Source organism: Halopiger goleimassiliensis (genome assembly GCF_000455345.1).
Lineage (GTDB): Archaea > Halobacteriota > Halobacteria > Halobacteriales > Natrialbaceae > Halopiger_A > Halopiger_A goleimassiliensis.
Window position 1 is genome coordinate 807,448 of record NZ_HG315691.1, and the last position, 24,941, is coordinate 832,388.

The following is a 24,941-nucleotide window of genomic DNA, read 5'->3' on the forward strand; positions in this document are numbered from 1 at the left end:
CGTGCTCGACGCCAATCAGCTCCTCGCCATCTCGGCGCTGGTGTTCGTCGTCACGACGCTCGCGTTCCTCGTCTGGTCGCGTTCGCTCTCGCCCGAGAGTCGACGCTACGGCTACGTGGTGACGATTGCGGCCGGTGCGATGGCCGTTTCGTACGTCGTGATGACTGCCATCGAGTTCACAAACAGCGGTACCACTGACCTCGTCCGTTTCCTCGGGTACACCGGGTTGTGGCTCCCGATCATCTACGTCATCGCTGCCGTCGCCGGCGTCGGCACGCGACTGACAGGGGTCCTGTACGCCATCGTGCTGGGTCGCGTCTGGATCACGTACGTCGCCGGGTTCCTCGACGGCGTGCTCGCAACCGTGGGATCGTTAACCCCGATTGCCCTGTTGTTCGCGGGTATCTACGTGTTGTTCGGACCGTACACGCACGTGGTAAACACGCAGTCGCCCCAGCGTCGCCTGCTCTTCAACAAACTCAAGTATCTCGTCGTACTCGCCTGGATCGGTCTCGTCGTCAACGGCCTCATCTCCGGCATGGGTCTCGTCGACGACTTCGTCGGCCAGATCTCGCTCATCTACGTCGAGGGGATCCTCGTGATCGGCTTCGGAGGCATCGTTCTACGTAGCCCCGACGCACTCGAGGACACCGCCGAGGCCGGAGCCGCCGGTGACGACGGCTCCCTCGAGCGGGTCGAGGCCGGCGACTCCCAGCCCGCGGACTGAGACGGATTGCCGATGTACCGGCGCACCCGCGACCCGGGCGGGTGCGCCGGAAACGACGTACAGGAAACCGTCTGAACGGACGGCTCTCGGTTCGTTTTCACTCGCGGTTCGTTTCGGTAGAACGCGACCGTGTTTCTCGATTACTTCGTCACTCGAGGCCCAGCGCCGTTGCACTCACGGCTCTCGAGGCGTTCGTGGATATCGCGACGCAAAAACGACCGGTCCGCTCCTCACTCCTCGAGGTGTTCGATCCCTTTCTTCGAGACGTTCGCTTCGGTGATCTCGTCGGGCATCCAGTCGGGTTTGTCGTCGGGTGCCGTCTCTTCCCAGGCCCAGCCGTCGTAGATGTGTACCTTGTCGGTCCCCTTCTCGCGGAGTCGGAGTTCGACCCGATCGGCCTCCTCCTCGCTCGGTCCGGGCTCGAGCCGTCGGGCCGCTTTCAGTGCTGCCTGCCGTGGCGTGTTCCCCGAAAAGACGCTAGTTTCCTCACCATCCGACTCGCGCAGTGCGAAGTTTCGCTTACCGTCTTCACGTACCATGGTTTCGCCTCCGTGTCAACCCAGCACACGGCCCGACATAAAGATATCCCTGAAAACCGACCGACAGCGTCGGTATTTTTAAGTGCGTGGGGTGCACTATTGCTCCGCAATAGCGTCACGGACGCTGTTCTCCCGACTCAGTGTCGTTGGTACTCCGACGTATCAGTGGCCGTGTCGTAGAAAACACTTAAGTATATCCTACGGCGAAGTTCGTCATAGAATCCCGCGATGGTACGGAAAAAGAAGCTGAGTCCGAGCGGTGCGAAAGACGAAGACGGCAACTACCACAACGTCCACCTCAACCTCCACGAGGACGAACTCGCAGTCGCGGGGATGGACATCGGTGACGAGGTGTTCGTCCGGGTCCGAGACGGCAAGATCATCATCCAGAAAGCCGACGAAGACGACGTCGAACACGAATTCTAGTTCTCTCGCTGCCGTCTACGCGCTTGCCGTCGTGGTCTGTTCTGGTGGCGTTCGTTCGAGTCGGTAAGACGCCACTCGAATCGATGCGCTCGAGTCGGCTGGGGGCCGATTTCGGAAGCGATATGGCCGGCCCAGGCTGCTATGTTGGTGTGATATCGGCCCGAGTGCGATGGGTTGCTCCCCACGACCGCTACAGGTTTTAGGTCTACCTAACTATTTTATACTCGCCTTGCTTTAGGTTAGCCTAAAATGGTCGGCGCGACACTCGACGACATTCGGCGATACGTTGAATCGATAGCCAGCGATTCCGGCGACTACGTGCTCGTCTGCGGCCGGACGGGCGAACGGCCGGTTCCCGCCGCGGGGCTCACGTTCGACACGCGCCCGACCGCTCGAGCGGCTGCGCGAGCGACCGAGCAGTATCGGGCCGCCCTTCGACGATACGACCCGCAGGTGCCCTACTACGACGTCGTGGTCTGTCAGCGGTCGGCCGCCGGGCGAGACTCGGACCCGGAGCGCCGCCGATCGTCCGAGACCGAGGACCCACTCGATGACCGCGCGTCGATGATCGACTTCTGTCACACCGTCGCCGGCGCGGTCTTCGAGAGCGTCGCGGCGTCGTCGTACACGGACGTCGAAGACGCGATCATGGACACCTACTTCTCGGTCGCCGAATCCGTCGACGGGCCGGACGAACTCTGTATCCGCCTGATCGAGAGCATGGCGACGGAACTCGAGGACTCCCTCGACCCCGACGAGCAACGGGAGATCCTGCTCGCGAGCGCGAACCGGCTTCCGCCCGGTCCCGCCGACGAGGAACCGCTCGAGTCGGCGCTGTCGCGACTCCAGGCGGCGACGGTCCTCGAGGCGTTCACGCTCGATCCCGACTCCGATGACGCCGACGAAACCGCCGGGTCGTGGACCGTCACGCTCGACGAGTACGCGTTCGGCGACTCGGACGAACGGCTCGTCACCTTGCCAATCGTCCTCGACGTGTTGCGCCGACGGCCGGACCGCGAACTCGAGATTTCCGCGGTCGAACGGCTCTCCGAGGAGTCCGCGACGTGGCGACTCGACGTCTCGACGGAGGCGACGTCGTCGAACGGCCTGATCCACGCCTCCCCGGAGCCCGAACCATGACCGTCGAAACCCTCGTTCACCGCGCGATCGACCGCGTCGACGGCGAACGCGAGCAAGTCGCGGCCCACCGCGAGAGCGTCGAGCGGTTCGCCAAAGAGGTCGCCGACCTCGACCCGGTCGAGGTAGACACGCCGACCCAGCCACGTCTCACGGACGGCGGGATGGTGACGACCATCGATCGCTCGGACTCGACGGCGGACCGGTGCCGGCAGGTCCGGGAGTCGTTCGCCGAGACGATCCGGCCCCACAGCGTGACCGACGCCGACGACGAACCGTTGCTCGAGACGATCGGCGAGGAACTCGGCCGCGATATCGCCGTCGCGCTAGCCCCCGGAACCGACGGCGCGTTCACCCCGCAGGTCAAGCGTGCCGTCACCTCGGCGACCGCCGATCGTCGGGCCGAACTCGAGGCGTTCGACCTGGCGCTCGAGCGCGAAGCCGACTCGCTCGAGGCGGCCCGATCCGATATCGACGTGATCACGGCGTGGCTCTGCCGTGCGAACGAGACCCCCCTGCTGGAACTGGATTTCGAGGCGCTTCGCGAGCGCCACGAGACGCTCGAGCGCCACCGCGAGCGCTGTCGGGACCTCCTGCGCGAGCGACAGTCGGTCCTCCAGGAGACGGCGACGTACAACGGCAGCGCCGGCGTCCGCCAGCGAACGGTCGCCGGTTTCCTCTACCGGGAGTTTTCGACCGCACATCCCGTGTTGACGACGGCCCTTCGGCTCGAGGAGGTCTGTGCCGACTGCCAGCGGACGGTCCGGGATCACCTCACGCGACGGGTCTAACTGGGTCGCTCGGAACGAAAATAGCCGGTTACCGCAGCGCCGCGAGGTCGAACTCGAACGCGGCCGCGGGCACCTCGAGGTCGTGTTCGACGAGCACTTTCGGGTGGATCTCGCCGATCACGCCGACCTCCTCGCCGTCGATGACGACCGCGGCCGTTCGACCGGAGATGAACGTCGGGTGGTCGGTCGGCGGCGTCTCGAGGTCGACGTCGAACTGGCGGCAGAGCGCCTGCAGGCGGGCCTTGGCGTCCTCGTAGCCGGCGTCGTGGCTCGCGAGGACGGCCCCGACGTGGCGGTTCTCGGCGACGCCGGTGTTCTCCGTCTCGTCGAGACGGGCCGTAAAGCCGATCTCGGAGAGGTGCTGTGGGTACGAGCGGTGGGTGTTGCGCTCGAGGACCGTCAGCAGCGAGGGCAGCACCCAGGTCCGCAACATCGTGTAGTCCTCGCTGTAGACCTCCTTGATGGTGGTGGGCTCGCCCGCGCCGTAGGCGTCGGTGCCCGGTTCGAGGTCCAGGCGCTCGTAGTTCTGCTCCTCGTTGATCATGTGGAAGTTCAGCAGGTCCTCGAAGCCCAGCCCGACGAGTTGCTCGCGGGCCGCGCGCTCGAGGCGCGAGCGCTCGTGGCGGCCGCCGACGGTTCCCACGTCGGGGTAGGTCGGCTCGAGGTCGTTGAAGCCGTAGGCCCGCCCGAGGTCGTCGATCACGTCCAGCGGGTGGAGGACGTCGACGCGGTACGGCGGGATCGTGACCTCGTAGACGAGGTTCCCGTCGTCGTCCTCCTCGCGCTCCGCTTCGAGCCCCGACCGCTCCGCGAGGTCGATCACCTCGTCGGGCGCGAGTTCGATGCCGAGGATGGTCTCGATGCGGTCGTGGGCGACCGTCTTGGTCTTCGTCGAGAGGTCCGGGCGAACGATCTCGCGTCCGCCGGACTCCGTCCGGCTCCCGTCCGAGGCCGCGTTCGCGGCCTCGCTGTCCGGGTACTCGACGCGGACCTCCTCGAGCGTGGCCCCGCGCGCGGCCAGCGCGTAGCAGACGATGTTCAGCATCTTGTCGATCGTCCACTGGTCGGTGCCGGTCATCTCGACGAACAGGTCTCTCGAGTCCGTCGAGACCTCCGTGCGGCGGCCGTTGATGACCGGCGGGAACGAGAACAGCCCGAGGTCGTCGTAGATCGCGGGGTAGCGCTCGTACTCGCTGACGAGGTCGGCGTAGGTCTCGCCCGTCGGGTGCTCCTCGAGCACCTGTGCCGGCGTCATCTCTTTGTCCGAGTCCAGCGGGACGAACGTGTCCTCGTCGGGCTCTATGCCGACGTACTCGATCGTTGGATTCCCCTCCGTCGCGGGGCTCGCTCGCGGCTCATCGCCGCTCGCGTGTTCCGATGCGCGTAGCGCATCGTGACCCTTGAGCATCGTCAGGTCGTGAATGCCGATCGCGCCCTTGGCACGCTTGCGGCCCATCGTCGCGTGGAGCTTCTCTTGCAGTTGGATGAGCGACTCGAGGGCTTCCTCGTCCAAGTCGACGTCACGGACCACCGCGCCGGTCACGTACGGTCGCTCGTCGGGGACCGACTCGTCGACCTCGATCGTCCAGTCCGCGGCGTTCGTCGAGGGGACGTGGACGCCCCGCGAGTCGCCGTAGTGGTAGCGCAGCGACCGGGCGACGCCCTCGACCGAGAGCCGGTCGAGGCGGTCGGGGGCGAACTCGAGTTCGAACGCGCCGTCCTCGGTGCGGCCCTCGAACTCGAGGCCGAGGCCGAACAGATCGTCCTTCAGCTCCTCGTCGCTCTTCTCCTCGTGGTCGGTCAACTCGCGCAGTTCGTCGGGATCGATGTCGACGGTGGGCATCAGTAGGTCACCTCCGCGTTGCGCAGGAACTCGAGGTCGGCGAGCGTCCCGTGGAGGTCGCGGATGTCCTCCGCGCCGGTGGTCAGCATGGCCAGTCGCTCGAGGGCCAGTCCCCAGGCCATGACGTCGCAGTCGACGCCCAGCGGCTCGAGCATCTCCTCGCGGAAGATGCCGGAGTTACCGATCTCGATCAGTTCGCCCGTCGTGGGGTGGGTGCCGAACAGTTCGAAGCTCGGCTCCGTGTAGGGGTTGTAGTGGGGTTTGAACTGGATGTCCTCGATGCCGAACTGGGCGTAGAACTCCTCGAAGGTGCCCATCAGATCCCGCACCGAGAGGTCCTCGGCCATCACCCACCCCTCGATCTGGTAGAACTCGAGGAGGTGTGTTGCGTCGAGCGTGTCGTTCCGGTACGCTTTCTCGACGCTGAAGAAGCGCGCGGGCGGTTCGATCTCGCCGATCTGTTCGCCCGACAGGTAGCGCGTCGAGAGCGAGGTGGTGTGCCCCCGAAGCGCGAGCGCCCGGGCGAAGTCCTCGTCCCACGGCGAGTGGTACCCCTCGCTGTCGTCACCGAGTCCCTCGCGGTGGACGCGCTCGACGTCCGCGACGAGGTCCTCGGGGAGGTCGTCGATGTGGCTGGGCTGCTCCATCGCGAAGCGGTCCCAGTGCGTGCGAGCGGGGTGGTCCTGGGGCATGAACAGGCAGTCGTTGATCCAGAAGTCCGCGTCGACGTGGGGACCGTCCATCTCCTGGAAGCCCATCCCGACGAGGACGTCCTTGACGCGCTCGGCCATCTGGCGCAGGACGTGGACCTTGCCGCTCTCGACCGCCTCGGCGTCGGCCTCGACGTTGTAGTCGGCGAACTCCACGTCTTCCCACTCGCCGCTCGTGAGCAGTTCCGGCGTCACCTGGCCGACCGTCTCGGCCGTCTCGACGCCGGCCATCAGTTCCGTGACGCCCTGCTCGGTCAGCGTCACCTCGCGGACGGTCGACTCGCGCACCTCGACGAGGCCGCGCCGCTCGAGTTGCTCGAGCGTCTCGTCGTCGACGCCCACGTCCTCGAGCCCGAGTGCATCCTGGCCCGACAGCCTCTCGAGGGCGTTCGCCTCGGCGTCGGCCGACGGATCGGCGTCGGGGTCGGCGGTGATCTCGCCGCTCTCGATCGTACCGTACCCCTTCCGGGCGTAGTTCGACAGCGCGATGTCGACCTGCGGCCCCTCGAGGCCGGACTGGCCGATGACTCGCCCCATCTCGACGGGGTCCTCGTCCGCGCTGGCCTCGAGGGCTGCCTCGTACAGTCGCACCTCGGGCAGGCCCTCCGTGGCGTAGGTCCCCCCCTCGTCGGTCAGCGTGATCGTTTCGTCGACGCGCTCCTCGACGGCGACCAGGCCCTCCGATTCGAGTTCGAACGCCGCCCCGGTGACGGTTTCCGGCGGCAGGTCGGTCGCCGCGGCGAGGGCGTCGACGGCCGTCGCCTCGTCCGCGCTCGCGGCCTCTAGGACCGCGACCTGTGATTCTGGAAGTTGCATTCGCTTGGGTAGATAGCTGGGTGGCTCTCAGTTAGCGGTTCCGACTCGGCTCGAGAGGGCAGTCGCTCGAGCCGTCCCGAACTGGACGGTTTCGCCGGGCCGACCGGTGTGGTCGTCCCCGGGTCCACCGCCCCGTCCTACCCGCGAAAACGGAAGCCGAATCCCGGGCGTCGCTGCTGCGGTCGATCGCCGACACCGCCGTCGTGGGATTCGGGCGTCATCGTTCGAGAATTCGCGACCCTCGGCAAAAACGTTGCGGTGTGCCCTCACTCCCCACGCCCCATCGACGGTGGCTCGCGGTCGCCGCCGTCGGTCGTCACCAGCCCCGCTTCCGAGCGGTCGCGGACGATGGTCGGGTCCTGCAGCGACTCGGGCGTCGACTGCCGCGGCAGGTCCACGTGGACGATCGTTCCGCGGGGGTCGTTCGCCGCGAACTGGAGGTCGCCGCCCAGCAGCGTGACGATCCAGCGGACGCCCCACAGGCCGAGGCCGCTGCCGTGGACGAGCGGCGACTCCTCGCCCGACTGGATGGCGACGCGTTCTTCCTCCGGAATGCCGGGACCGTTGTCCACGATCGAGACGATGCCGTGGCGCTCGTCGTCCGCCGTCACCGTCACCTCGACTCGCGGCGACGCGGCGTCGTTGTGGGCGATGGCGTTCTCGATCAGTTCGCCCACGACGTACTCGAGCGCGCGGCCGCTGGCCTCGATGGTCCAGCTCTCGCGGATCGCGACGTCGATCTCGTAGTCCTCGTTTCGCGCCCGGACGTCCTCGACGACGGACTCGACGACCGCCGCGACCCGCGTGGGATCGACGTTCGATCGCTGGGCGTCGAGCACCGACTCGATCATGCGAGCCTTCTCGCCGAGCGCGAGCAGTTCGTCCGAGACGGCCTGGATCTCGGTGGCGATCGAAGACGGTTCGTCGACGGTCCGCACCCGTTCTGCGTTCCCCCGGACGACCGCGAGTTTGTTCCGCAGGTTGTGCCGGAGCACGCGATTGAGGATTCGGATCCGCTGTTCGCGGAGTTCCCGCTCGGTGACGTCCCGGAAGTTCACCACCGTCCCGACCCACTGGTCGTCGACGACCAATCCGGTCGCCTGGGAGTCGAACCGCCGCGTGCCGTCGACCGTCTCGAGGCGGACGACGTCGTCGGTGTCGAGGCTCTCGAGGCGCTGGCCGACGAGGGCGTCCACGGGGTCGCCGATCACGTCCTGGGAACGCACGTCGAACGTCCGCATGGCGGCGTCGTTCAGGTCGACGATCCGGTTTCGATCGTCGAGGACGACGATGGCGTCCTCGAGTTCCGAGAGGACGCGCCGTCGGGCGAGCGTGCTGACGGCGACGGCCGAGGAGCCGAACGCCTCGTACCGATCGATCGCCACCCAGCAGGCGACCGCACAACTCCCGAATCCGATCGCGTAGATGGCGAGGAGCCCGCCAGTGCCGATCGCGTCGTTGACCGTCGAGCCGACGAACGAGGCGACCAGCGGGCTCACGACGACGACGCCGAGCGTGCCGGCCAGTCCGGCCGAGAACCGGTCGCTCGCGAAACTCGTCTGGAGGAGGATCGCGATGCCGGCGAACGCGAAGGCGAACGGAAAGAGGCCGAACAGCAGGACGCCGACGGCGATCCAGAGGGTGCCGCCAGCGGTGTCGAGGACGGAAACGATGTCGGCTGGCGAGCCGTTCTGTCCGGCGATTCCGACGTCGAGCGTCGTCAGCACGACGGCCGCGACCAGCGGGCTCATCAGGGCGATGGTTCCTCGTCCAGTGAGTGACTCGCTCCGTCCCGTGTACTGGACGACGAAAACGAACCAGGCACCGACGGCCAGATACGCTGGCGCACGGACGAGGTGATTCCAGCCGTCGATCGTCGGCTCGACCCCGACGAGCAGTCCGACCGCGCCACTCAGCGCGGCTACCGCGACGACGCCGGCAAACAGGCCGAACGCCGTTCGTCCCGGTCTGTCGGGCCGTCTGGCGACGACGAGGGCGAGCCAGCAGAGGGCGAGCCCGCTCGCGCCGAGGACGCCCGCTGCTCCCATCGTCGCCGTCGCTGTCATCGATACGCGCTACTTTCGACCCGCGGCTAAAACCTATTGTGGCAGTTTCGGGTCGGGTCGAACGACAGCACTCCGTTCACCCGTTCGAGACGCGGGTCCGATCGAGGGTGCCCGCGTCGACCCAGACGAAGCCGGACTGTTCGGCGGCGGCTCTCGCCTCGTGCAACGCGCCGGGATCGAACGGGTCCTCGAACTCGATGCGCGTCCGTTCGGGTTCGGCCGCGGGCAGTTCCGGCAAGAACTCGTCGTCCTCGAGCAGGCCGCGCACGGAGACGCGGCCGCCGGCACCGAGAGCGGCACCCAGCGCCCGGTAGCGGTCGGTTTCGGTGTCCCAGGCGACGTCGCTGCCGAACGAGTCGTTCGAGACGCGGGCCGTCCGGGTCGTGCCCGAGAGCGTCCCGAACGCGTCGTCGGCGCGCGAGTTCGCGTCGGCGTCGGACGAGTCCGAGTCGGCGGCGAGGAGCGACCGATCCGCTCGGCGGCACTCGGGGGGTGACGTCGTCTCGGTCGGGGCGTCGTCGGACACTCTCGAGACCGACGGCGACCCTCGAAGTTCGAAGCCGTCCGTCGCTGCGGTCGACGAGGCGGCTGCCGGCTCCACGGGCGATCGACCCTCGGTCGTCTCCCCTGCCGTACCGGGGCCGGCGGCAGCGTCGTCCGCCGCTCCACGGTCGTCGGTCGCGTCGTCGGATTCGTCCGCTTCGGCGGACGACCCGGCGGCGTCCGCTTCGGCGTGGTCGTCGGTTTCGGGGTCCTCGATCAGCGAGGCCACGTCGGTCAGCGTCGACTGGCTGGCGTCCGCGCCGTCGGCTCGAGCGGCCGCTCCGTCGTCCCGTTCCCGGGTCTGTGCCCAGTCGGGCCAGGGGTCGGTCTCCTCGGCCGACGACGGGCGTCCGTCGGCCGAGTCGGCGTCCGGAACGTACGCCTCGATCGGGTGTTCGGGCAGCAGCGGCCGCTCGACTGCGGTGATGCGTGGGCCGTACCGGTCGCGCAGCCGCTCGAGTTCTTCGGGATCGACGAGGGCGGCCTGCCAGCGATCGCGCCCGCTCGAGAGCAAGACGAACCGCGCGTCGGTGCCGGCGAGCAGGGAGGTGTTGAGCGCGTGGAGGATTGCCGGGAGGTTGTCGGTTCCGAGCGGCGTATCGGGGTACGCGACCGTCGTCTCGGCCTGTCGTCCGCGGTGGTCGCTGACCCGGACGGTCCAGCGGTCGCGCCGTTCCGTCGCGGGGACCATCTCGAACGACCAGTCGACCGACTCGAAGAGGGTCTCGAGTTCGTCGACGAGCGCGTCGTGGGCGTAGCGGGCGGCACAGCCGAGGCCGGGGTCGCTCCGCGCGATCGTTCGCCGGAGGACGCTGGTCCGGTGCTGGCCGTCGGCGAGGGCAGTTGCGAGCGCCTCCTCGAGCGTGTCCGCGTCCGCTCGGGCGACGTCCGTCGGGCCGACGCCGAACGCACCCAGCACGTCGGCACAGATCAACAGCTCGTCGGCGTCGCGTGGCGGGCCGGAGGGGCGGGGCATCCGTGGCGGCTCTACCACGGTGGGTCGTAAATATTTTCGTCAGACGCCGCCGTGTACGTTAGGCTGACAGATCCGACGGCGGCGGCCGGTTCGACCCGGTCGCGGTCCCGGCGGCGGTCGACTTCCACGCCCGGGACCGTCAGGCCCGTCGGGGCGACTCGAGTTCGACGTCCGCCGCCTCGAGCAACTCCTCGACCTCCTCGCGTTTCTCCTGGTGTTCCTCGAGGAACTCCCGCATGAGCTGGGCGGCCTGCTCCTTGCAGTCGCCACAGAGCCGTTCGCCGCCGACGCACTCGTCGTAGACGCGCTTGGCGAACTCGTCGTCGTCGCCGGCCAGCAGGTAGGCGTACAGTTCGTAAACGGGACACTCGTCGGCGCGACCGCCCTTCTCGCGCTGTTCCTCGGCGGTCTCGCGGCCGCCCGTGGTCGCGGCTTTGACCTTGTCGTAGCCGTCCTCGGGGTCGTCCAGCAGGGAGATGTGCGAGGCGGGGATCGAGGAGGACATCTTCCCGCCGGTGAGGCCGGTCATGAAGCGGTGGTAGATCGACGACGGCGGCCGGAAGCCGTAGCCGCCGTGTGCGAGTTCGATCTCGCGGGCGAGTTCCTCGGCTGCGGCGACGTCGAGGTCGAAGGCGTCGACGTGGCTCTCGTAGACGCGCTTCTCGCCGTCGACGGCGTCGATCAGCGCCTCGAACGCCTCGTCGGTGGCCCGGCGATCGAAGAAGCGGGTGCGGGGCCGGACCGGCTCCATGCCCGCCTCGCGGAGTTTCGTCAGGACGGAATCGAGCGTTCCCGCGTCGACCTCGAGATCCGACAGCGGCGTTTCCTCGAGCGCCTCGGCGACGTGAACGCACCGAAGCTGGTCGTCGTCGAAGTCGGCGGGATCGAGGCGCTCGTAGAACTCCGCGACGACGTCGCGTTCCCCCGGCTCGAGTTCGAAGCTGGCGAACGCCTTCGAGACCTTGAAGAAGCGCATCCGTTCGGCCAGATCCCGTGCGAGCCGGACGTGGGGGTCCTGGTCGGGGCCGACGGGGATGACCGTCGGTTTCGGCTCCTCGAGTTGCGGGTAGAGGATGTCGGCCATCTGGGTGACGACCGACTGCATGTGCGAGACGCTGGTCTCGCCGTCGAAGCCGTAGATCGCCTGGAACTCCGAGAAGTTGGCCTCCGAGCCGAGTTCGAACGCCAGGTCCTGCAGTTCGCGATTCGTGGACTGGCGGTAGAGCGTGCCTTCCTCGGGGTCGAACCCGAGCGCGAGCAGTGAGAGGAGGTAATCCCGGGCGTGTTCGTCGATCTCCTCCCAGGACATCCCGCGGGCCGAGTTCGCCTCGAGGTCGGCGATCAGCGCGTAGGCGTCCGCGCCCTGTTGCTGGTGCCAGATGATCTCGTCGAAGACCAGTTTGTGCCCGATGTGGGGGTCGCCGGTGGGCATGAACCCCGAGAGGACGGCGGCCTCTTTCCCCTCGCGCAGCGCTTCGGCGACCGGCCGGTAATCGCGGTGGCCGAAGATCACGCCGCGGCGCATCAGGTAGTGGGGGTTGGGCACCTCCTCGAGCAGTTCGTCCACCTCCTCGATACCGAACTCTTCGAACAGTTTCCGGTAGTCGGAGACGGTCGAGGAGCCCCAGGGATCCAGCGCGACATCGTCGGCTCCTGCAGCGCCACCATCCGTCACCGGTTCCCCGGTCGTCGGTTCCCCTGACTCGGACTCCTCGAGCGGGTCGTCTCCGGTCATTATCACGGGGTTGGCGCGCCAGCGCGCAAAAGCCTTCGGCTTCGGTGTGAGAGACGAGTACGGTTACACGTCGCGAGGACTGAGAGCACCCGCCTGTTGCAACTCCGAGTCGAAAGACACCAGTTCAGCGTCGTGACTCTGTGCACAGGCGAGTATCGAACAATCGAGTGGATACAGCAGCGTTTCACGCTGTAGCCGATTGGCGTCCATCATATCGGACGCGTCGGGGATGACGATCCTTACGTCGCTGGTGATTTCGTCCTGGATCGTTTCGGCCCGGGATAGCTCGAGACGTTGCTTCTTCGTCAGCACCGACCGCAGCTCCATCAGATTGAGCCCCCTGTATCCTGCTCGTCTGTAACTGCAGCGATGAATACGTTGGTATCGAGAAAGAGTCTCATGACCGTTCGCGGAGTTCACGAACCTCGTCGACGGAATCGACGTCGATCTCGCTTGCCATTCCTCGAAGCCGTTCACCAAGCGGCTCGCGGTCGTCGTCCTCGTTCTCGTCGTTCGATCGCGTAAACTCGCTCACTTCGTCGGCGTAGACTCCCATGGTAGGCTGCTCGGTCGCTGGTGATAAAACAGTTCTCCAAGGTGTGTTTGAGAATCGAACGGTGCTACCACGCCAGTACGTTCTTGGTCGTTCGGCTGACAGTGATGACCGATGCAAGGCGACGATCTCACGGTCGCGTCGGCGAGCGAGCGGTGTGACGAGGTGATCTCCCGCATCGGCGACGCGGTCATCACCGATCGGGAGTTCCTGGAGCACGTCCTCACGGCGACGCTGGCGCGGGGCCACGTCCTCCTCGAGGACGTGCCGGGAACCGGAAAGACGCTGACGGCGCTGACGCTGGCGCAGGCGCTCGGCCTCGAGTTCTCGCGGATCCAGTTCACGCCGGACCTGCTCCCGAGCGACATCACGGGGTCGCACGTGTTCAACGAGCAGCGCGGCGAGTTCGAGTTCACGCCGGGACCGGTGTTCGCGAACGTCGTGCTGGCCGACGAGATCAACCGTGCGCCGCCGAAGACGCAGGCGGCGTTGCTCGAGGCGATGGACGAGGGCCAGGTGACGGTCGACGGCGAGACCCGCGACCTGCCGGACCCGTTCCTGGTGATCGCCACCCAGAACCCGGTCGAACAGGAGGGAACGTTCGAACTTCCCGAGGCCCAGCGCGACCGCTTCATGGTCAAATCCTCGATCGGCTACCCCGAGAAGGCGGGCGAACTCGAGTTGATCGAGCGCCGGAGCCGGCGGGAGACGAAGATGCCCTCCGTCGATCCGGTGCTCGACGGCGAGGGCGTTCGACGACTCCAGCGGGTTCCCGAAGGCGTGACGATGGACCGGGCGGTCCGGGAGTATCTCGTCGACCTCGCTCGGGCGACCCGGCGCGACGACCGGGTCGACATCGGCATCTCGCCGCGGGGCATCCAGCGCTACTACGAGGCCGCGCGCGCCCGGGCGGTGATCGCCGGCCGCGAGTACGTCGCGCCGGACGACGTCAAGCGGATCGCCGAACCGCTGATGCAACACCGCCTCGTGCTGACGACCGACGCACGGATCGACGGCGTCGACGGGGCGACCGTCGTGGGGGACGTGCTGAACCGCGTCGAAGTGCCGGCGGTCGACCCGTAACGCTCGAGGCCGACAGATCGTGGGATGGATCAGCCGTCGTCGGACCCAGTATCGTCGCCGTCGATCCCTGCGTCGACGGCCCGTTTGATCGCCGTCGCTTTCCTCGGATGGAGCCCCTCGACTGCTGCCAGCTCCGCCGCCGTCGCTTTCTGGAGGTCGCCGACCGTCTCGTAGCCGGCCGCCTCGAGGTCGACGCGGTCGCCGGGTGCAAGCACCGGGACGGTGGTCGTGCTGATCTCTCGGTCGGGGTCGGACACCGCCTCGTTCGGACGGTCGGTCTCCTGGCTCCTTCGGGGACGTTCTCGAGGGGCGGCCGGCTCGGAGCGTCGCTCGCGGGGGGTCGTCCCTGAACGGCCCGAATCGCGCCGATCGGCCCGGGCCGACTCGACGGCCCGTCGTGTCGCCCGCCGTTTGAGGACGATCCAGACCGCGAGCAAGGCGACGGTGAGGCTGAGAACGATCGTGACGCCCGTTCGCGCGGTCAGGCGCTCGGCGAGGGCGGTGAGGCCGACCGCGAGCGCGACGCTCGCGAGGCCGACGACGGCCGCGCCGGTGACGTGGACGAGCGCCGGACGCCGCACGGGGGCGTCCGCGCCGAGTTCCTCGGTGATCGAGACGCCGTAGACGGCCGCGTCCCAGGCGACGATCGCGGACGCGACGGGGATCGCGACCACCAGCGTGCCGGCCCCGTCCACCCCGGCGAGGACGCTCCCGAGGACGAGCGCCCCCGCGACGACCGACCCCGGAGCGGCCCGGTCGGGCAGGAGTGCGACCGCCCCGGTCAGCCAGATCAGGCCCACCACCAGTCCGGCGGTGCCGACCGCGGCCATCATCGCGACCGCGGCGACGGCGACCCCGCCCGGCGGAGCCAGCATTGCGTACAGGGACTCGCCCGTCAGGACGCCGCCCAGCGGGTTCGGGATCACGACCCCGTCGGCGGCGAGCGCCTCGAGTTCGGGCGCGAGCAGCCGCTCGAACAGCGTCGGATACGCGACCGCTATCAGCGTCGCCGTGAGGACGCCGCCGGTCAGTACCGGGGTCCAGGCGACCAGCGAACTGTGTCGCAGCCGGTACAGCCCCGGGAGTCGCGAGATGACGTACGCCGCGACGAACGCGGCGATACTCCAGAGCAACAGCAGTCGGAGCGCCCTCGAGGTCGCGATCGGCTCGAGGATCGTCTCGAGCAGATCGGCCGCGTTGGCGACGACGTCGACGGTGATCTCCTCCCGGCCGACCAGCAACGCGGCCGCGGTCAACCCGAGCAGGAGAACGACGAACCCGTAGTGCAGCGACGCGGTGGCGATCCGGGAGACCCACTCGCGGGCTTCCGCGCGCCGATCCCGCGGGACGAACTCGACGATCGGCAGCCGCGGCAGGACGATCCAGACCGTCCACAGCGTCGCGACCGCGAGGAGGACGAACGTGGCAGTCGCCGCCGCGATCCCGTCGGGCGAGAGCAACGGTTCGCTGACGACGCCGGTGTCGACCCCACCGATTGATCGTCGGTCGGGGACTAGCGAATCCACGACGCCGCTGTAGATTGCGGCCACGAGGACGAGCGGGAGCGAGGTAGCGGTCGTGATCGGCAGGGCAGAGCGCACGGCACCGTCCCCGATCGCGCCGGTGAGCGTGGCCGTCGCACCGAACGCCGCGACTCCGATCGCGACGACGAGCCCGACTCGATAGACGATTCCGAGCGAGAGGCCTCCGAGCGCCGTGAGCCCGACGGCAGCCGTTATCGCGATGGCCGTCAGGACGACGAGCACGCTGCCGACGGCGCGGCCGCCCGGTGTCCGTCGTTTCGTCGCCGTCACGGTCGCCGTCAACAGGCCACCGGCGACCGCGGCGACGACGCCTGGCAGGAGGACGTCGGCCCCGAACGCGAGCACGAGGACGCCCGAAAGCGCCGCGACGATGGTCGCGATAGCCGTCACCGGCGCGCTTACCGTCTCCGCTCTGCGTCGATCCCTCGTGCGCGCGTCTCCCGACTGTCGGGACTCCCGTCGGTCGTACCGCGTCGATCCGGACCGACGGCCCGCGTCGGTCGCCATCAGCGGATCACCTCCCCGAAGCCGTGCTCGAGCGCGGTCGAGAGCTTCGTATCGGGCGACCAGTCGACCACCGGCACGTCCGTCCGCCGGAGCCGCTCGAGTCGCGCCTGCCGGTGTACCGCGGCGAGTCGTGCCCCCACGTCGTCGCGGTCCGCGACGTTCGGCGAGAGCACGGAGAGCGGATAGCCACGTCGTCGTAGCTCGAGCCCGAGGTCGACGATCTCGTCGTCGACGGCCGGGGTACAGACCACCAGCTGGGTATTCGGGGGCAGAAGGGTGTCGAGGTAGTCGGCGGTCTCGACGCCGCCGTCGGCGCGGGCCGTCGGCGAGCCCGCGTCGGCCGCTCCGGACGACCCGTTCGCGCCGCTAGCGGTGACGTCCCCGCCGCTACCGCGTGCGGCGATGGCGTCACAGACTCGAGCGATCCGACCGCCGACGTTCGCGCCCGTTCCGGGTTCGACGTACGCCGGCGGCCCCGTGTAGACGCCGGGGGTCTCGCCGCGGACGCCGAGGCCGACGACGCCGACGTTGTGGCCGACGTCGGTCAGGGCGCTGGTCGTGACGATGCCGGCGTACGCCGAGAGCGTGATACCGTCCGGGTGCCCCCGTTCCGGTGCGAGTCGGGCGTCCGTCCGTCCGTCGACGATCACCACGACGTTCGCCGCCTCCTGCTCGCGGTAGCGGACGGTCCCGAGTTCGCCGGTTCGGGCGTAGCGTCGCCAGTCGATCCGGTTCAGCGGGTCGCCCTGCTGGTAGTCCCGCGTCGAGTGGAACTCGTAGCCCGGCCCGCCGCTGTCGGTCGCGATCGAGCCGACGAACGGGATCGTCTCCCGGTGCATCGGCACGCCGTCCAGCGGCACCGTACACTCGAGTTCGTCGTCGCCGCCAGCCGCGACGGCGTCGGTGGAGACGGCCGTCGCGCTCAGGCTTCGCAGGCGCACCCACGTCGGATCGAAGGCGTACGATCCGCGCCGCGGCCGCAGCGCGTAGCTGAGCGTCGCCTCCTCGCCGGCCCGGAGCGTCACCGCCTCGCGGGCGGTCCCGTCGAGCACCTCGAGTTCGTCGGGGACGCCGTCGACGATCCGCACGTCCGGCAGCGTCCGATCGGACTCGTTGCGGACGGTGAGCGTGACCTCGACGCGCTCCCCGGGCAACGGCGTCGCGGGCGTGCAGTCCCGCTCGAGCGCGATCGCCGACGCGGGGTCGGCGACCGACGACAGCGCCGCGTACCCCAGGAACGTAAGCGGCACCATCGCGGCCACCACGAGCGCGGCCGACCCGACGAGGAAGCCGACGGCGACGAGGAAGATCGACGCGACCACGCCCGAGTGCCAGCGCGTGACCCTACGCATGGGTGCCCCCCGCGTCGCCTGCTCGGTCGTTCGATCGGTTCGCCTCCGTATCGTCGGGCTCGCCGTCCGTCACGTTCGTTCCTGCCTCCGTCTCGTGGTCGATCGTCTCTCCCCCGTCGGCGGCCGAATTGCGGCCTGCCGCGCGGGCCTCGAGCGTCGAGAGGGTCCGCTCGAGCCGGCGTTCGAACGTGCGGCCGGGGAACAGCCACCGGCGGAGCCGGTGCCACAGCGAGAGCCGCCCGGCCGACTCGTCGCCGACGAAGGTCGCGGCGATCCGGTCGTCGGTCCACGCGCCCGTCCGGGCGCGTTCGGCCGCCCGCTCCCGGGAGTAGCCGCGAGCCTCCTCGATGGCCCGGACGGCGGCACGAACCTCCCGGCGAACCGCGTCGGCGTCGGTCTGGGTGCCCCGCTCGAGCGCCGCGATCGTTCGCTCGACGCGCTCGCTGGTCCGCTCGCCGATCACGGTCACGTCACCCGTCGGTTCGTTCGGCTCCGTCCGATCGACGCCGCCGTCGCGTACGTCCGTCGCGCCCGAGAAGTACGACCGCCACAGCGCGAACAGGCCGACGACGGCCCCGGCCCCGAGCAGGACGTGTTCGGGGTCGAGCGATTCCTCGAGCGTCGCGACCTCCTGGCCGATCGCCGACGGAATCGCGGACGGCGTCGTCGCCAGCACGGCCCCGAACCCGAGCGCGGCGAGGGCGACGAGCACGAGCACGGCGTCGGTGATCGATCGCACTCTCATCGCGGCTCACCTCCCCGGGGGTCTCCGGCCTCGCGTTCGCTCTCGCCGGCGTCGCTCGAGTCGCCGCCTGCCTCCGAATCGGCGACCACCTGCGCGGACGGATCCGCGTCGACACCGTCCGGATCGTCCGCGACCGAGCGCACCGCGGCGCGGACCCGCTCGAGGCGATCGCTCGAGGGCGGCGACGGCCCGTACTCGGCGTCCCGGAACGCGTCGACGACGGTGCGGACCGGCGACTCCGGGAACCCCTTCTCGACGGCGTAGCGGCCGACCTCGCCGGGCGTCTTCGTCCGGAGCTCCGGCGGGCGGACGATCCCGACGAACTGCTCCCAGAGGTCCCTGAGCGTGAGGACGACGTCGCGGTCGGCCGCGGACGTCTCGCCCGTTTCGGTTTCGGAATCACCCGTCGCCGAATCGGCGAGCGACTCGAGTCGCTCCCCCGAGGACCGGAACAGCGATCTGATCGCGGCCACGAGCGCCGCCGCCAGCCGGATCGGGTTCACTGCCGCGAGCGCGGCGAGTCCCCGGTCGGCGAGCGCCCCCGGCAGGCCGACGAGCCAGCGACCCGCGCGAGCGAGCGCGTCGAGCGCGTCACGTCCGCGGTCGGCCAGCCAGTAGCCGGCGCGCTCGAGGGCATCGGCCGTCCGAACGATCGCTTCGACGACGCTTCGCCGGACCGTCTCGAGCAGCCACCGGGCGCGTGCGACGATCCGTTCCGGCAGCGAGCGCAGGGTCTCCCGCGTCACGTCGAACCGGCGGACCAGCACGTAGCCGACGAGTCCGAGCAGGCCGAGGACGACGGCCGCGAGGATCGCGGCGTTGCGATACAGGCCATCGACGGTCGTCTCGGCGGTCGCCCCCTCGTAGGTCGCGCCGATCGTCGCCGCGTCCGCGATCGGTAACGCGACCGTCGCCGTCCCGTTCTCGGTCGTGTCGACCCTGTCGCCGTCTAACAGGACCGTCGCGTCGTCGACTGGATCGTCACCCTCCGTCACCTCGACGTCGATCGATCGCCCCGGAAGGGGGAACGCCGCGTCGGTTTCGATCGAGAGCGCGCGGACGGTAACGGTCCGTTCGGCCCTGATCTCGCCGCGCTCGACGGCGATCGTCGCGTTCCCCGCCGTCTCGGGGAGGGTGATCTCCGCGGTCCCGTTGGCGTCGGTGGTCCCCCGCTCGTCGCCGTCGAGGGAGACGGTCCCGTCCGGGATCGGGTTGTCCGCGACGGTCGCCCTGATCGTGACGTCCGTCCCGGCGACGATCGGGTCCTCGACCGCGAGTTCCGTCTCGGCGTTCAGTTCGACGGTCGTCCGCGTCTCGTTCCCGTCGTCCTGGACGGCGCTCGAGACGCCGGCGAACTGCGGTCCGTCGGCGACGACCGACCCCGCACCCGTCAGCGCCGGCTGGGCCGTTCCGGCCGGCCGGAGCGTCACCTCGAGTTCGTCGGTGTACGGCACCTCGCCGGTCACCCGTCCGTTCGCGTCGGTCGTTCCGACCCGCTCGTCGTCGAAGAAGACCACCACGTCCTCGGCCGGGTCGCCGTCCCTGGTGACCGTCGCGGTGGTCTCGGCTCCAGGCACCGGCTCCTCCTCGAACGCCACGTCGTAGGTGGTCGTCGTCTCCGCTTCGTCACCGTCTTCGTCCGCCTGCCCCGCGCCGTCTTCGTCGCTCGAGTCCCCGTCGATCCTGTCGTCGGACTCGTCCTGGCTCGAGTCCTCCTCGAGGTCGACCTCCTCGTCCTGGCTTCCCTCGTCGCCGCCATCACCGTCGCCATCGCCGAACTCGCCGTCACCGCTCTCTCCGGATCCAGCACCGTCGCTCGGCTCTCCGTCACCGAATTCGCCGTCGTCACTGCCGTCCTCACCGGTGTCGAACTCGCCGTCCCCTGCGTCTCCGTCACCGAACTCGCCGTCTTCGCCGTCGACCTGGCCGTCGTCACCGAATTCACCGTCGCCGGTTTCGCCGGCTTCACCACCGCCCGCCTCGCCGTCTGCGCCGTCGCCGAACTCGCCGTCGCCGGCTCCGGCCGCACTGGGTTCACCGTCGTCGCCACCGTGGCCTCCTCCGGTACCGTCGTCGGTAGTAGTTCCGTCGCCGGGTTCCCCGCCCGATCCGCCGTCTTCGCCGGCTACCGCGTCACTGCCGGCCATGTCGGCGTCCCCGTTCGCGGGGCTGTCGCCGAACCCGTCGCCGGACTCCTGTGGCTGGCCCTCGAGGTCCTCGCTCTCGAGCGTGCTAATCCGTTCGGCGTCGCCGGGGACTGCGTCGCCGCCGAGTCCTCCCAGGCCGATGCCGCCGAGCCCGGGGGCTGCGACGGCTGCGAGCGCGAGCGTGAGACACAGCAAACCGACGAGCCCCAGCTGTCCCCAGTCCGGTCCCGCCGTCTGCTCGTCGACTGCGTCGCGTTCAGCCATCGCTTGGTCCCCGCATCAAAACCCGCTGTTTCAGTGTATCTGTATCGGTCGGCCTTATAAAAGTACTCGCCCGCTACACGCCTCCGACGGCGATTCGTCGCGCGGGTGGGCCGGTATATCGTTCCGGCAATCCGTCTCAGTCGGTACTGTATCGATCCGTCTCGAGCGGGCGGGTCTCCTCGCGGAGGGTCTCGAGGCGGCCCGCGGGGTCGAGGCCGGCCAGGAGCACGGTAGCGAACACCTGGTCGCTGTCGGGTCGGGGGGCGTCGCCGCTCAGGATCTCGGTCGACTGGGTGGTCGACTCGAGCACCGAGCGGCCGTCGGCGATGGCCCGCCGGTTGAGCCACGCCGGCGGTCCGCCGACGAGCAACAGCGCCCGACTCGCGCTCGCGCGCTCGCACTCGAGGGTGAGTTTCCCGTGCAGCGCCTTGTTGATCGTCGTCTCGATGGCGCTGATCGCCTCGGTAGTCTCGACCTCGTCGCTCGAGGAGAACAGGCCGAGACCGAGCAGCGAGTCGCTCCCGGTGTCGACCTGCTGTCTGCCGTAGCCGATGGTCGCGATCTCCGTCCGCGCGCCGAGGATGCGGTGGAGGTCGTTGGCGTCGACGACCGTCTCGGCCGCCCCGCCGTCGCGCTCGTCGCCCATCGCGGAGAACAGGGCCGACACGCGCGCGACGAGTTCCTCGTTGAGCCGATCGCGCGCCTCGCGGAGCGGTTCCTCGCCGCGGAGCCACTCGTCGTTGTCGAAACAGACGACCGCGTCGGCGATCCCCTCGAGTCGCTCGAGCGTCCGGACCGCGTTCTGCTCGGCCATCGGGCGGGCGTCCTCGCCGTCGCCTCCGCTCGTGGCCCCTTCGCTCGCGTTCGCTCTCGGGTCGCCCGCGCGTTCGCGGTCACGTTGGGAGTTCGATCCGGGTTCCAGTTCGCGCTTGGCGGGCAGCGTCGCGAGGACGTAGACCGGTTCGTCGTACAGCGTCTTGAGGTTCGAAACGAGCGCGGGGACGGTGCCGCCGCCGGTCGCGCCGCCGAGTCCGAGACAGACGAGAAAGGCGTCCGCGACCGCGGGCGTTCCCTCGTCGAGCTGTCGGCTGAGTTCGTCGACGTGGTCCTCGCCGACCGCAAACCCCTGCTGGAGATTCCCCTCGAGTCCGCCCGCGACGGTCTGGCCGTACCGGTGGCGGTGAGCGACGGGAATCGACGACAGCGCCGTCACCGCGTCGCTGTCGGTATCGAACGCGTAGGCGGTCCCGACGAACCCGCCCTCGTCCGGCTCCCTCGCGTGGATCGCATCGGCGATCCGACAGCCTGCGCCACCGACACCGATCACCTCGAGTTGCATACGTCCCCCTATGGTCCGGCGGGGGGTTTTACGTTTCCGACCGCGGTGGCCGCCGGTTGTATCCTGGTGAGTCCGTCGGTGTCGTTCGACTCGAGTCGGTGACTGATGCTGGTGCAAATCAGTAGACGAGACCACGACGAAAGCCCTCGCCGCTGTCGCGGTCGCTCAGCGACATATCCGCGCAAGCGCGGATAGGGGTAGGCGACTATATGAATGCGACATGGGTTGTCGGCTTTGCCGACAACCGAAAACGTGGTCGTTCGAGACGCCGAAGGCGTCTCGTGATGACGAGAGACTGCAAGTCTCTCGAACCACGGCATAGCCGCCACGCACGGCTCGCCCTTTCAGTCCTCCAGGAAAGGGCCTGCCCTCCCCCGAGTCGCCCGGCTCCGCGCGAGAGTGCGCGGAGCCGTGTTCCCGGCCATTAGGCGCGCTGGCGAGCCGACCGAGCAAGGCGAGGTGCGACCAACGGGAGCACCTCGGAACGCGAACGGCGAACGGAGTGAGCCGTGAGCACTGCGAGGGCGGCTCGCTGAGACGCGAGGGACGAGTGAGCGAGGACGGGGCGCGAAGCGCCGCTACGAGCGAACGAGTCGGCTGGGGAGGGTGTGGCTACTCCCCGTGTCCACGATAGCAGGACGCTTTGCTTCGACTCTCTTTCAAAACAGCATCCAATTCAACGTTCTTTGCTTCGACTCTCTTTCAAAAACCGTCCAGTTCGACGTTCATCAGGGCGTCAGGCGTTCGATCGACCACCACTCGATCGTCGCGGTTCCTCCGTCTTCGGTATCGTCTTCAGCGGGTCCGTCTCCGTCGACCAGCGCGAACACCATCGTCTTCCGAACCCCGTGGGCCAGCCGGACGTCCAGCGCGAGATCGCGCGGTTCGAAGACGTAGTCGGCGGGATGGACCCGCACCAGCCGTTCGGAGTGGCCCAGTTCGTCGACCGATTCCACCTCGTCGTAGGTCCGGAAGTCCGCGCCGAACTTGTAGCCCGTCTTGGGGACGACGTCGCGCTCGCGCAGCGCCGTGTAGACCGCGAGTCGCCGGTCGAACCGGTCGCCCTCGACCTCGCGCCCGCGCGATCGAACCGTTTCCGGCTCGAGGTCGATCGCCCCCCGCTCCGCGAGGTAGGCCGCCTCGAGCAGGGAACACTGTAGCGTCGGCCGGTCGTACTCCCGGCCCTCGAGCGGCTGGCCGTAGAAGGCCTCCTCGTACAGCTCGAGCGGCGGCTCCCAGACGACGACGCGGTCGGCCAGCAGGTCGGCCGCGCAGCCCTCGGGGAGCGGGGCCTCCGTCGCGCCGCTCGGGGGCGCACGCGAGATGTCGAAGTACGTGATCTCGCTCTCCTCGTCGACGACAGCGAGGACGCCCGCCGCGAGATCGCTGGCGGCCACGTCGGTCCGCTCGCCGATCACCCGCAGCGGGTACTCGACCTCGCCGTCCTGTGGCCCCTTTCCGCGCGGGAAGACGGCGAAGTCCGCGTCCGGCGGGTCGGCGACCCAGGGTTTGGCCGCCGGCGAGAGGTAAAACCCCCGCGACCGGAGGTCCGCATAGACGAGGAAGCGAACCCCGAAGTCCGTGCCGGGTTCGCGGGCGACGAACGACCGGAAGTCGAGTTCCGTGCCGTCCGGGGCGACCACGGCCTCGAGGTCGCCCCGGAAGAGCAGGTGCGCCGCCTCGACGGGTGCCAGCGCGATCTCGTTACCCGAGAGCGGATAGCCGTACCCCCGCGAGTCGTGGTATCGCTGCCGGGCGTCCGCACCGACGCGAACGACGCCCGCTTCCTCGTCGAATCGCCCCTCGAGTCCCATACTCGAGGGTCGGGCGGCGATCACTAAGGGGCTGTGGATCGCTAGTCGGATTCGGTCGAGTCCCCGCTGTTTCTCCTCCCTCGAAAGCCCCTGATCGTCTCGACTCGCGCGCCGACCCTGCGCTCCGCATCTCACGTCATTCGATTGCGGTGCTTGGGCCGTCGTGCTTCGCCGAGACGGTCAGCCCCTTTCAGTCCGCCCACCGCGGTGGACGATCGGGCGGCTGTTGCGATGGGGATCGCTCGGTCGTTCCGACTCGAGGGCGACCGTCGCTCGCGGGTACGAGTACACTCAGTCGTCGCTCGCGGGTACGAGTACACTCAGTCGTCGCTCGCGGGCTCCGGTTCGGCCTCGAGCGCGGGCTCGAGCATCCGGTCGCAGTTCGGGTCGAGACAGCGGGTGCCGCTGTGGGTGTCGAAGGTGGGCAGGCCGCAGGCACACTCGCCGTCGACGACGCCGTTGGGGAGGGCGAAGCCGGTGTCGCAGTCGGGGTAGCGCTCGCAGCCGGCGATGAGGCCGCCGCGTCTGAGGATCCGGAGGTCGCCGTCGCAGTTGGGACACGCCCACTCGCGGTCGAACGCCTCGCGGACGGCCGCGTCGAGGGACTCGCAGTCCCGGTCGAGACAGACGTTGAAGGCGAGGCCGCGCTCGACGCGCATCCGCGGGAGGCCACACGCACACCGGTTGCCGTCGGGCTGAATCGTCGCGTCCCGCGGCACCCCGTACTCGCTCCCGCAGTCGATACAGCGGACGCCGCTCGAGCGGACGAGCGTGCCGTTCTCGCAGTCCGGACAGGGGCCGAGGGGGGTTCCGGCAGCCGAACTCGGGTAGTGGGCGAACCCGTCTCGGTCGTGGGCGGCGACCCGGAGCGTCTGCCCCTCTTTTTTCGCCACGAGCGCGAAGTCCGCCGCACGGTCGCTCGAGACGCTGTCGGCGCGGGTGAGCCAGGCGACGGGCTGGTAGCCGTCGACGTCGTGGACGAGGACGGTGTTGTCGGGTTTGACGATGGTCGTCACCCGGCCGCGGTACTCCTCGCGCTCCGGGCCTTCGGTGATGACGGTACAGTCGCCGGCGAGGACGCGAATCGCGTCGTCGATCATGCCGCCGTTGGCCCGGGGATCGTACTTAAACTCGCGGTCGTCACCGATTCGCTCGGGAGCGCTCGAAACCGACTATCGCTGCTTACGTCTCCACTACTCGACAGTTTCCCGTCGGTATGGAGAATAGATAGTAATGCCAATCTGATATATTGTTCGTGGTTGGTTTGCTGATGGGTCAGTTCGT

General features: G+C 68.8%; 20 protein-coding genes. 5 read left to right on the top strand and 15 right to left on the bottom strand.

Annotated features, from left to right (window positions below; genetic code table 11):
• The first annotated feature begins 1 nt into the window (after window position 1).
• Window positions 2-727 (top strand): bacteriorhodopsin, encoded by a 726-nt coding sequence (locus TX79_RS18590; RefSeq protein WP_049929153.1) that lies wholly within the window; start codon window positions 2-4, stop codon window positions 725-727.
• Window positions 728-957: 230 nt separating this feature from the next.
• Here TX79_RS18590 and TX79_RS18595 read toward each other — a convergent pair whose 3' ends face one another.
• Window positions 958-1,266, bottom strand: a complete 309-nt coding sequence (locus TX79_RS18595; RefSeq protein WP_049929154.1) for a non-histone chromosomal MC1 family protein — start codon at window positions 1,264-1,266, stop codon at window positions 958-960.
• Window positions 1,267-1,494: 228 nt separating this feature from the next.
• On the opposite strand from TX79_RS18595, the gene TX79_RS18600 reads away from it, so the two are divergent.
• The 3 genes from TX79_RS18600 (at window position 1,495) to TX79_RS18610 (ending at window position 3,620) form a co-directional block, all read left to right on the top strand.
• On the top strand, window positions 1,495-1,692 hold the full coding sequence (locus tag TX79_RS18600) for a hypothetical protein (RefSeq protein WP_004215684.1): 198 nt from the start codon (window positions 1,495-1,497) through the stop codon (window positions 1,690-1,692).
• Between the two features lie 249 nt (window positions 1,693-1,941).
• The gene (locus TX79_RS18605) at window positions 1,942-2,832 is read left to right on the top strand and encodes a DUF7551 domain-containing protein (protein WP_049929156.1); all 891 of its coding nucleotides are present in this window, start codon (window positions 1,942-1,944) and stop codon (window positions 2,830-2,832) included.
• Window positions 2,829-3,620 (top strand): DUF7260 family protein, encoded by a 792-nt coding sequence (locus tag TX79_RS18610; protein WP_049929157.1) that lies wholly within the window; start codon window positions 2,829-2,831, stop codon window positions 3,618-3,620. The genes TX79_RS18605 and TX79_RS18610 overlap by 4 nt, the downstream gene beginning before the upstream one ends.
• A gap of 28 nt (window positions 3,621-3,648) precedes the next feature.
• On the opposite strand, the gene pheT is transcribed toward TX79_RS18610, so the two are convergent.
• The 7 genes from pheT to TX79_RS19490 all read right to left on the bottom strand — a co-directional run bounded on the left by pheT (window position 3,649) and on the right by TX79_RS19490 (window position 12,865).
• Window positions 3,649-5,463, bottom strand: a complete 1,815-nt coding sequence (gene pheT / locus TX79_RS18615; protein WP_049929159.1) for a phenylalanine--tRNA ligase subunit beta — start codon at window positions 5,461-5,463, stop codon at window positions 3,649-3,651.
• Entirely contained in the window at window positions 5,463-6,989 is a 1,527-nt protein-coding gene (pheS, locus tag TX79_RS18620; RefSeq protein ID WP_049929160.1) for a phenylalanine--tRNA ligase subunit alpha, read from the bottom strand. The genes pheT and pheS overlap by 1 nt, the downstream gene beginning before the upstream one ends.
• 266 nt (window positions 6,990-7,255) lie before the next feature.
• Window positions 7,256-9,055, bottom strand: a complete 1,800-nt coding sequence (locus tag TX79_RS18625) for a sensor histidine kinase (protein ID WP_049929161.1) — start codon at window positions 9,053-9,055, stop codon at window positions 7,256-7,258.
• A 76-nt stretch (window positions 9,056-9,131) separates the two neighbouring features.
• Window positions 9,132-10,574, bottom strand: a complete 1,443-nt coding sequence (locus TX79_RS18630; protein ID WP_049929162.1) for a hypothetical protein — start codon at window positions 10,572-10,574, stop codon at window positions 9,132-9,134.
• Window positions 10,575-10,713: 139 nt separating this feature from the next.
• Window positions 10,714-12,309 carry a tryptophan--tRNA ligase gene (locus TX79_RS18635; protein WP_049929163.1) on the bottom strand — a complete coding sequence of 532 codons (1,596 nt, stop codon included), beginning with the start codon at window positions 12,307-12,309 and terminating at the stop codon, window positions 10,714-10,716.
• Between the two features lie 63 nt (window positions 12,310-12,372).
• Window positions 12,373-12,636: a PIN domain-containing protein gene (locus TX79_RS18640; protein ID WP_230198619.1), complete on the bottom strand. Its 264-nt coding sequence runs from the start codon at window positions 12,634-12,636 to the stop codon at window positions 12,373-12,375.
• A gap of 70 nt (window positions 12,637-12,706) precedes the next feature.
• Window positions 12,707-12,865 carry a hypothetical protein gene (locus TX79_RS19490; RefSeq protein WP_154660594.1) on the bottom strand — a complete coding sequence of 53 codons (159 nt, stop codon included), beginning with the start codon at window positions 12,863-12,865 and terminating at the stop codon, window positions 12,707-12,709.
• 111 nt (window positions 12,866-12,976) lie between these two features.
• Between TX79_RS19490 and TX79_RS18645 the strand changes: the two genes are divergently transcribed.
• Window positions 12,977-13,945 (top strand): AAA family ATPase, encoded by a 969-nt coding sequence (locus TX79_RS18645; RefSeq protein ID WP_049929164.1) that lies wholly within the window; start codon window positions 12,977-12,979, stop codon window positions 13,943-13,945.
• 29 nt (window positions 13,946-13,974) lie between these two features.
• Here the strand turns inward: TX79_RS18645 and TX79_RS18650 are convergent, their stop codons facing one another.
• The 7 genes from TX79_RS18650 to TX79_RS18680 form a co-directional block, all read right to left on the bottom strand.
• On the bottom strand, window positions 13,975-15,996 hold the full coding sequence (locus TX79_RS18650; RefSeq protein ID WP_049929165.1) for a DUF7519 family protein: 2,022 nt from the start codon (window positions 15,994-15,996) through the stop codon (window positions 13,975-13,977).
• A complete protein-coding gene (locus TX79_RS18655; protein WP_049929166.1) occupies window positions 15,996-17,348 on the bottom strand; it encodes a DUF58 domain-containing protein in 1,353 nt (450 codons plus the stop codon). Before TX79_RS18655 ends, TX79_RS18650 begins: the two co-directional genes overlap by 1 nt.
• Window positions 17,341-18,093: a DUF7269 family protein gene (locus TX79_RS18660; protein ID WP_081655648.1), complete on the bottom strand. Its 753-nt coding sequence runs from the start codon at window positions 18,091-18,093 to the stop codon at window positions 17,341-17,343. The genes TX79_RS18655 and TX79_RS18660 overlap by 8 nt, the downstream gene beginning before the upstream one ends.
• Window positions 18,090-20,504, bottom strand: a complete 2,415-nt coding sequence (locus TX79_RS18665) for a DUF4129 domain-containing protein (protein ID WP_049929168.1) — start codon at window positions 20,502-20,504, stop codon at window positions 18,090-18,092. The genes TX79_RS18660 and TX79_RS18665 overlap by 4 nt, the downstream gene beginning before the upstream one ends.
• A 136-nt stretch (window positions 20,505-20,640) precedes the next feature.
• The gene (locus TX79_RS18670; RefSeq protein WP_049929169.1) at window positions 20,641-21,843 is read right to left on the bottom strand and encodes a tubulin/FtsZ family protein; all 1,203 of its coding nucleotides are present in this window, start codon (window positions 21,841-21,843) and stop codon (window positions 20,641-20,643) included.
• A 728-nt stretch (window positions 21,844-22,571) separates the two neighbouring features.
• Window positions 22,572-23,657, bottom strand: coding sequence for a tRNA-intron lyase (endA, locus tag TX79_RS18675; protein ID WP_049929171.1), 1,086 nt, complete (start codon window positions 23,655-23,657; stop codon window positions 22,572-22,574).
• A gap of 320 nt (window positions 23,658-23,977) precedes the next feature.
• A complete protein-coding gene (locus tag TX79_RS18680; RefSeq protein WP_049929172.1) occupies window positions 23,978-24,757 on the bottom strand; it encodes an endonuclease NucS domain-containing protein in 780 nt (259 codons plus the stop codon).
• Window positions 24,758-24,941: the final 184 nt, after the last annotated feature.

What these genes read in the sequence shown, in the direction of transcription:
- TX79_RS18595 (WP_049929154.1), bottom strand. Translation starts at nt 1,266, where the DNA reads ATGGTACGTGAAGACGGTAAGCGAAACTTCGCACTGCGCGAGTCGGAT.
- TX79_RS18600 (WP_004215684.1), top strand. Translation starts at nt 1,495, where the DNA reads ATGGTACGGAAAAAGAAGCTGAGTCCGAGCGGTGCGAAAGACGAAGAC.
- TX79_RS18605 (WP_049929156.1), top strand. Translation starts at nt 1,942, where the DNA reads ATGGTCGGCGCGACACTCGACGACATTCGGCGATACGTTGAATCGATA.
- TX79_RS18610 (WP_049929157.1), top strand. Translation starts at nt 2,829, where the DNA reads ATGACCGTCGAAACCCTCGTTCACCGCGCGATCGACCGCGTCGACGGC.
- pheT (WP_049929159.1), bottom strand. Translation starts at nt 5,463, where the DNA reads ATGCCCACCGTCGACATCGATCCCGACGAACTGCGCGAGTTGACCGAC.
- pheS (WP_049929160.1), bottom strand. Translation starts at nt 6,989, where the DNA reads ATGCAACTTCCAGAATCACAGGTCGCGGTCCTAGAGGCCGCGAGCGCG.
- TX79_RS18625 (WP_049929161.1), bottom strand. Translation starts at nt 9,055, where the DNA reads ATGACAGCGACGGCGACGATGGGAGCAGCGGGCGTCCTCGGCGCGAGC.
- TX79_RS18630 (WP_049929162.1), bottom strand. Translation starts at nt 10,574, where the DNA reads ATGCCCCGCCCCTCCGGCCCGCCACGCGACGCCGACGAGCTGTTGATC.
- TX79_RS18635 (WP_049929163.1), bottom strand. Translation starts at nt 12,309, where the DNA reads ATGACCGGAGACGACCCGCTCGAGGAGTCCGAGTCAGGGGAACCGACG.
- TX79_RS18640 (WP_230198619.1), bottom strand. Translation starts at nt 12,636, where the DNA reads ATGGAGCTGCGGTCGGTGCTGACGAAGAAGCAACGTCTCGAGCTATCC.
- TX79_RS19490 (WP_154660594.1), bottom strand. Translation starts at nt 12,865, where the DNA reads ATGGGAGTCTACGCCGACGAAGTGAGCGAGTTTACGCGATCGAACGAC.
- TX79_RS18645 (WP_049929164.1), top strand. Translation starts at nt 12,977, where the DNA reads ATGCAAGGCGACGATCTCACGGTCGCGTCGGCGAGCGAGCGGTGTGAC.
- TX79_RS18650 (WP_049929165.1), bottom strand. Translation starts at nt 15,996, where the DNA reads ATGGCGACCGACGCGGGCCGTCGGTCCGGATCGACGCGGTACGACCGA.
- TX79_RS18655 (WP_049929166.1), bottom strand. Translation starts at nt 17,348, where the DNA reads ATGCGTAGGGTCACGCGCTGGCACTCGGGCGTGGTCGCGTCGATCTTC.
- TX79_RS18660 (WP_081655648.1), bottom strand. Translation starts at nt 18,093, where the DNA reads ATGAGAGTGCGATCGATCACCGACGCCGTGCTCGTGCTCGTCGCCCTC.
- TX79_RS18665 (WP_049929168.1), bottom strand. Translation starts at nt 20,504, where the DNA reads ATGGCTGAACGCGACGCAGTCGACGAGCAGACGGCGGGACCGGACTGG.
- TX79_RS18670 (WP_049929169.1), bottom strand. Translation starts at nt 21,843, where the DNA reads ATGCAACTCGAGGTGATCGGTGTCGGTGGCGCAGGCTGTCGGATCGCC.
- endA (WP_049929171.1), bottom strand. Translation starts at nt 23,657, where the DNA reads ATGGGACTCGAGGGGCGATTCGACGAGGAAGCGGGCGTCGTTCGCGTC.
- TX79_RS18680 (WP_049929172.1), bottom strand. Translation starts at nt 24,757, where the DNA reads ATGATCGACGACGCGATTCGCGTCCTCGCCGGCGACTGTACCGTCATC.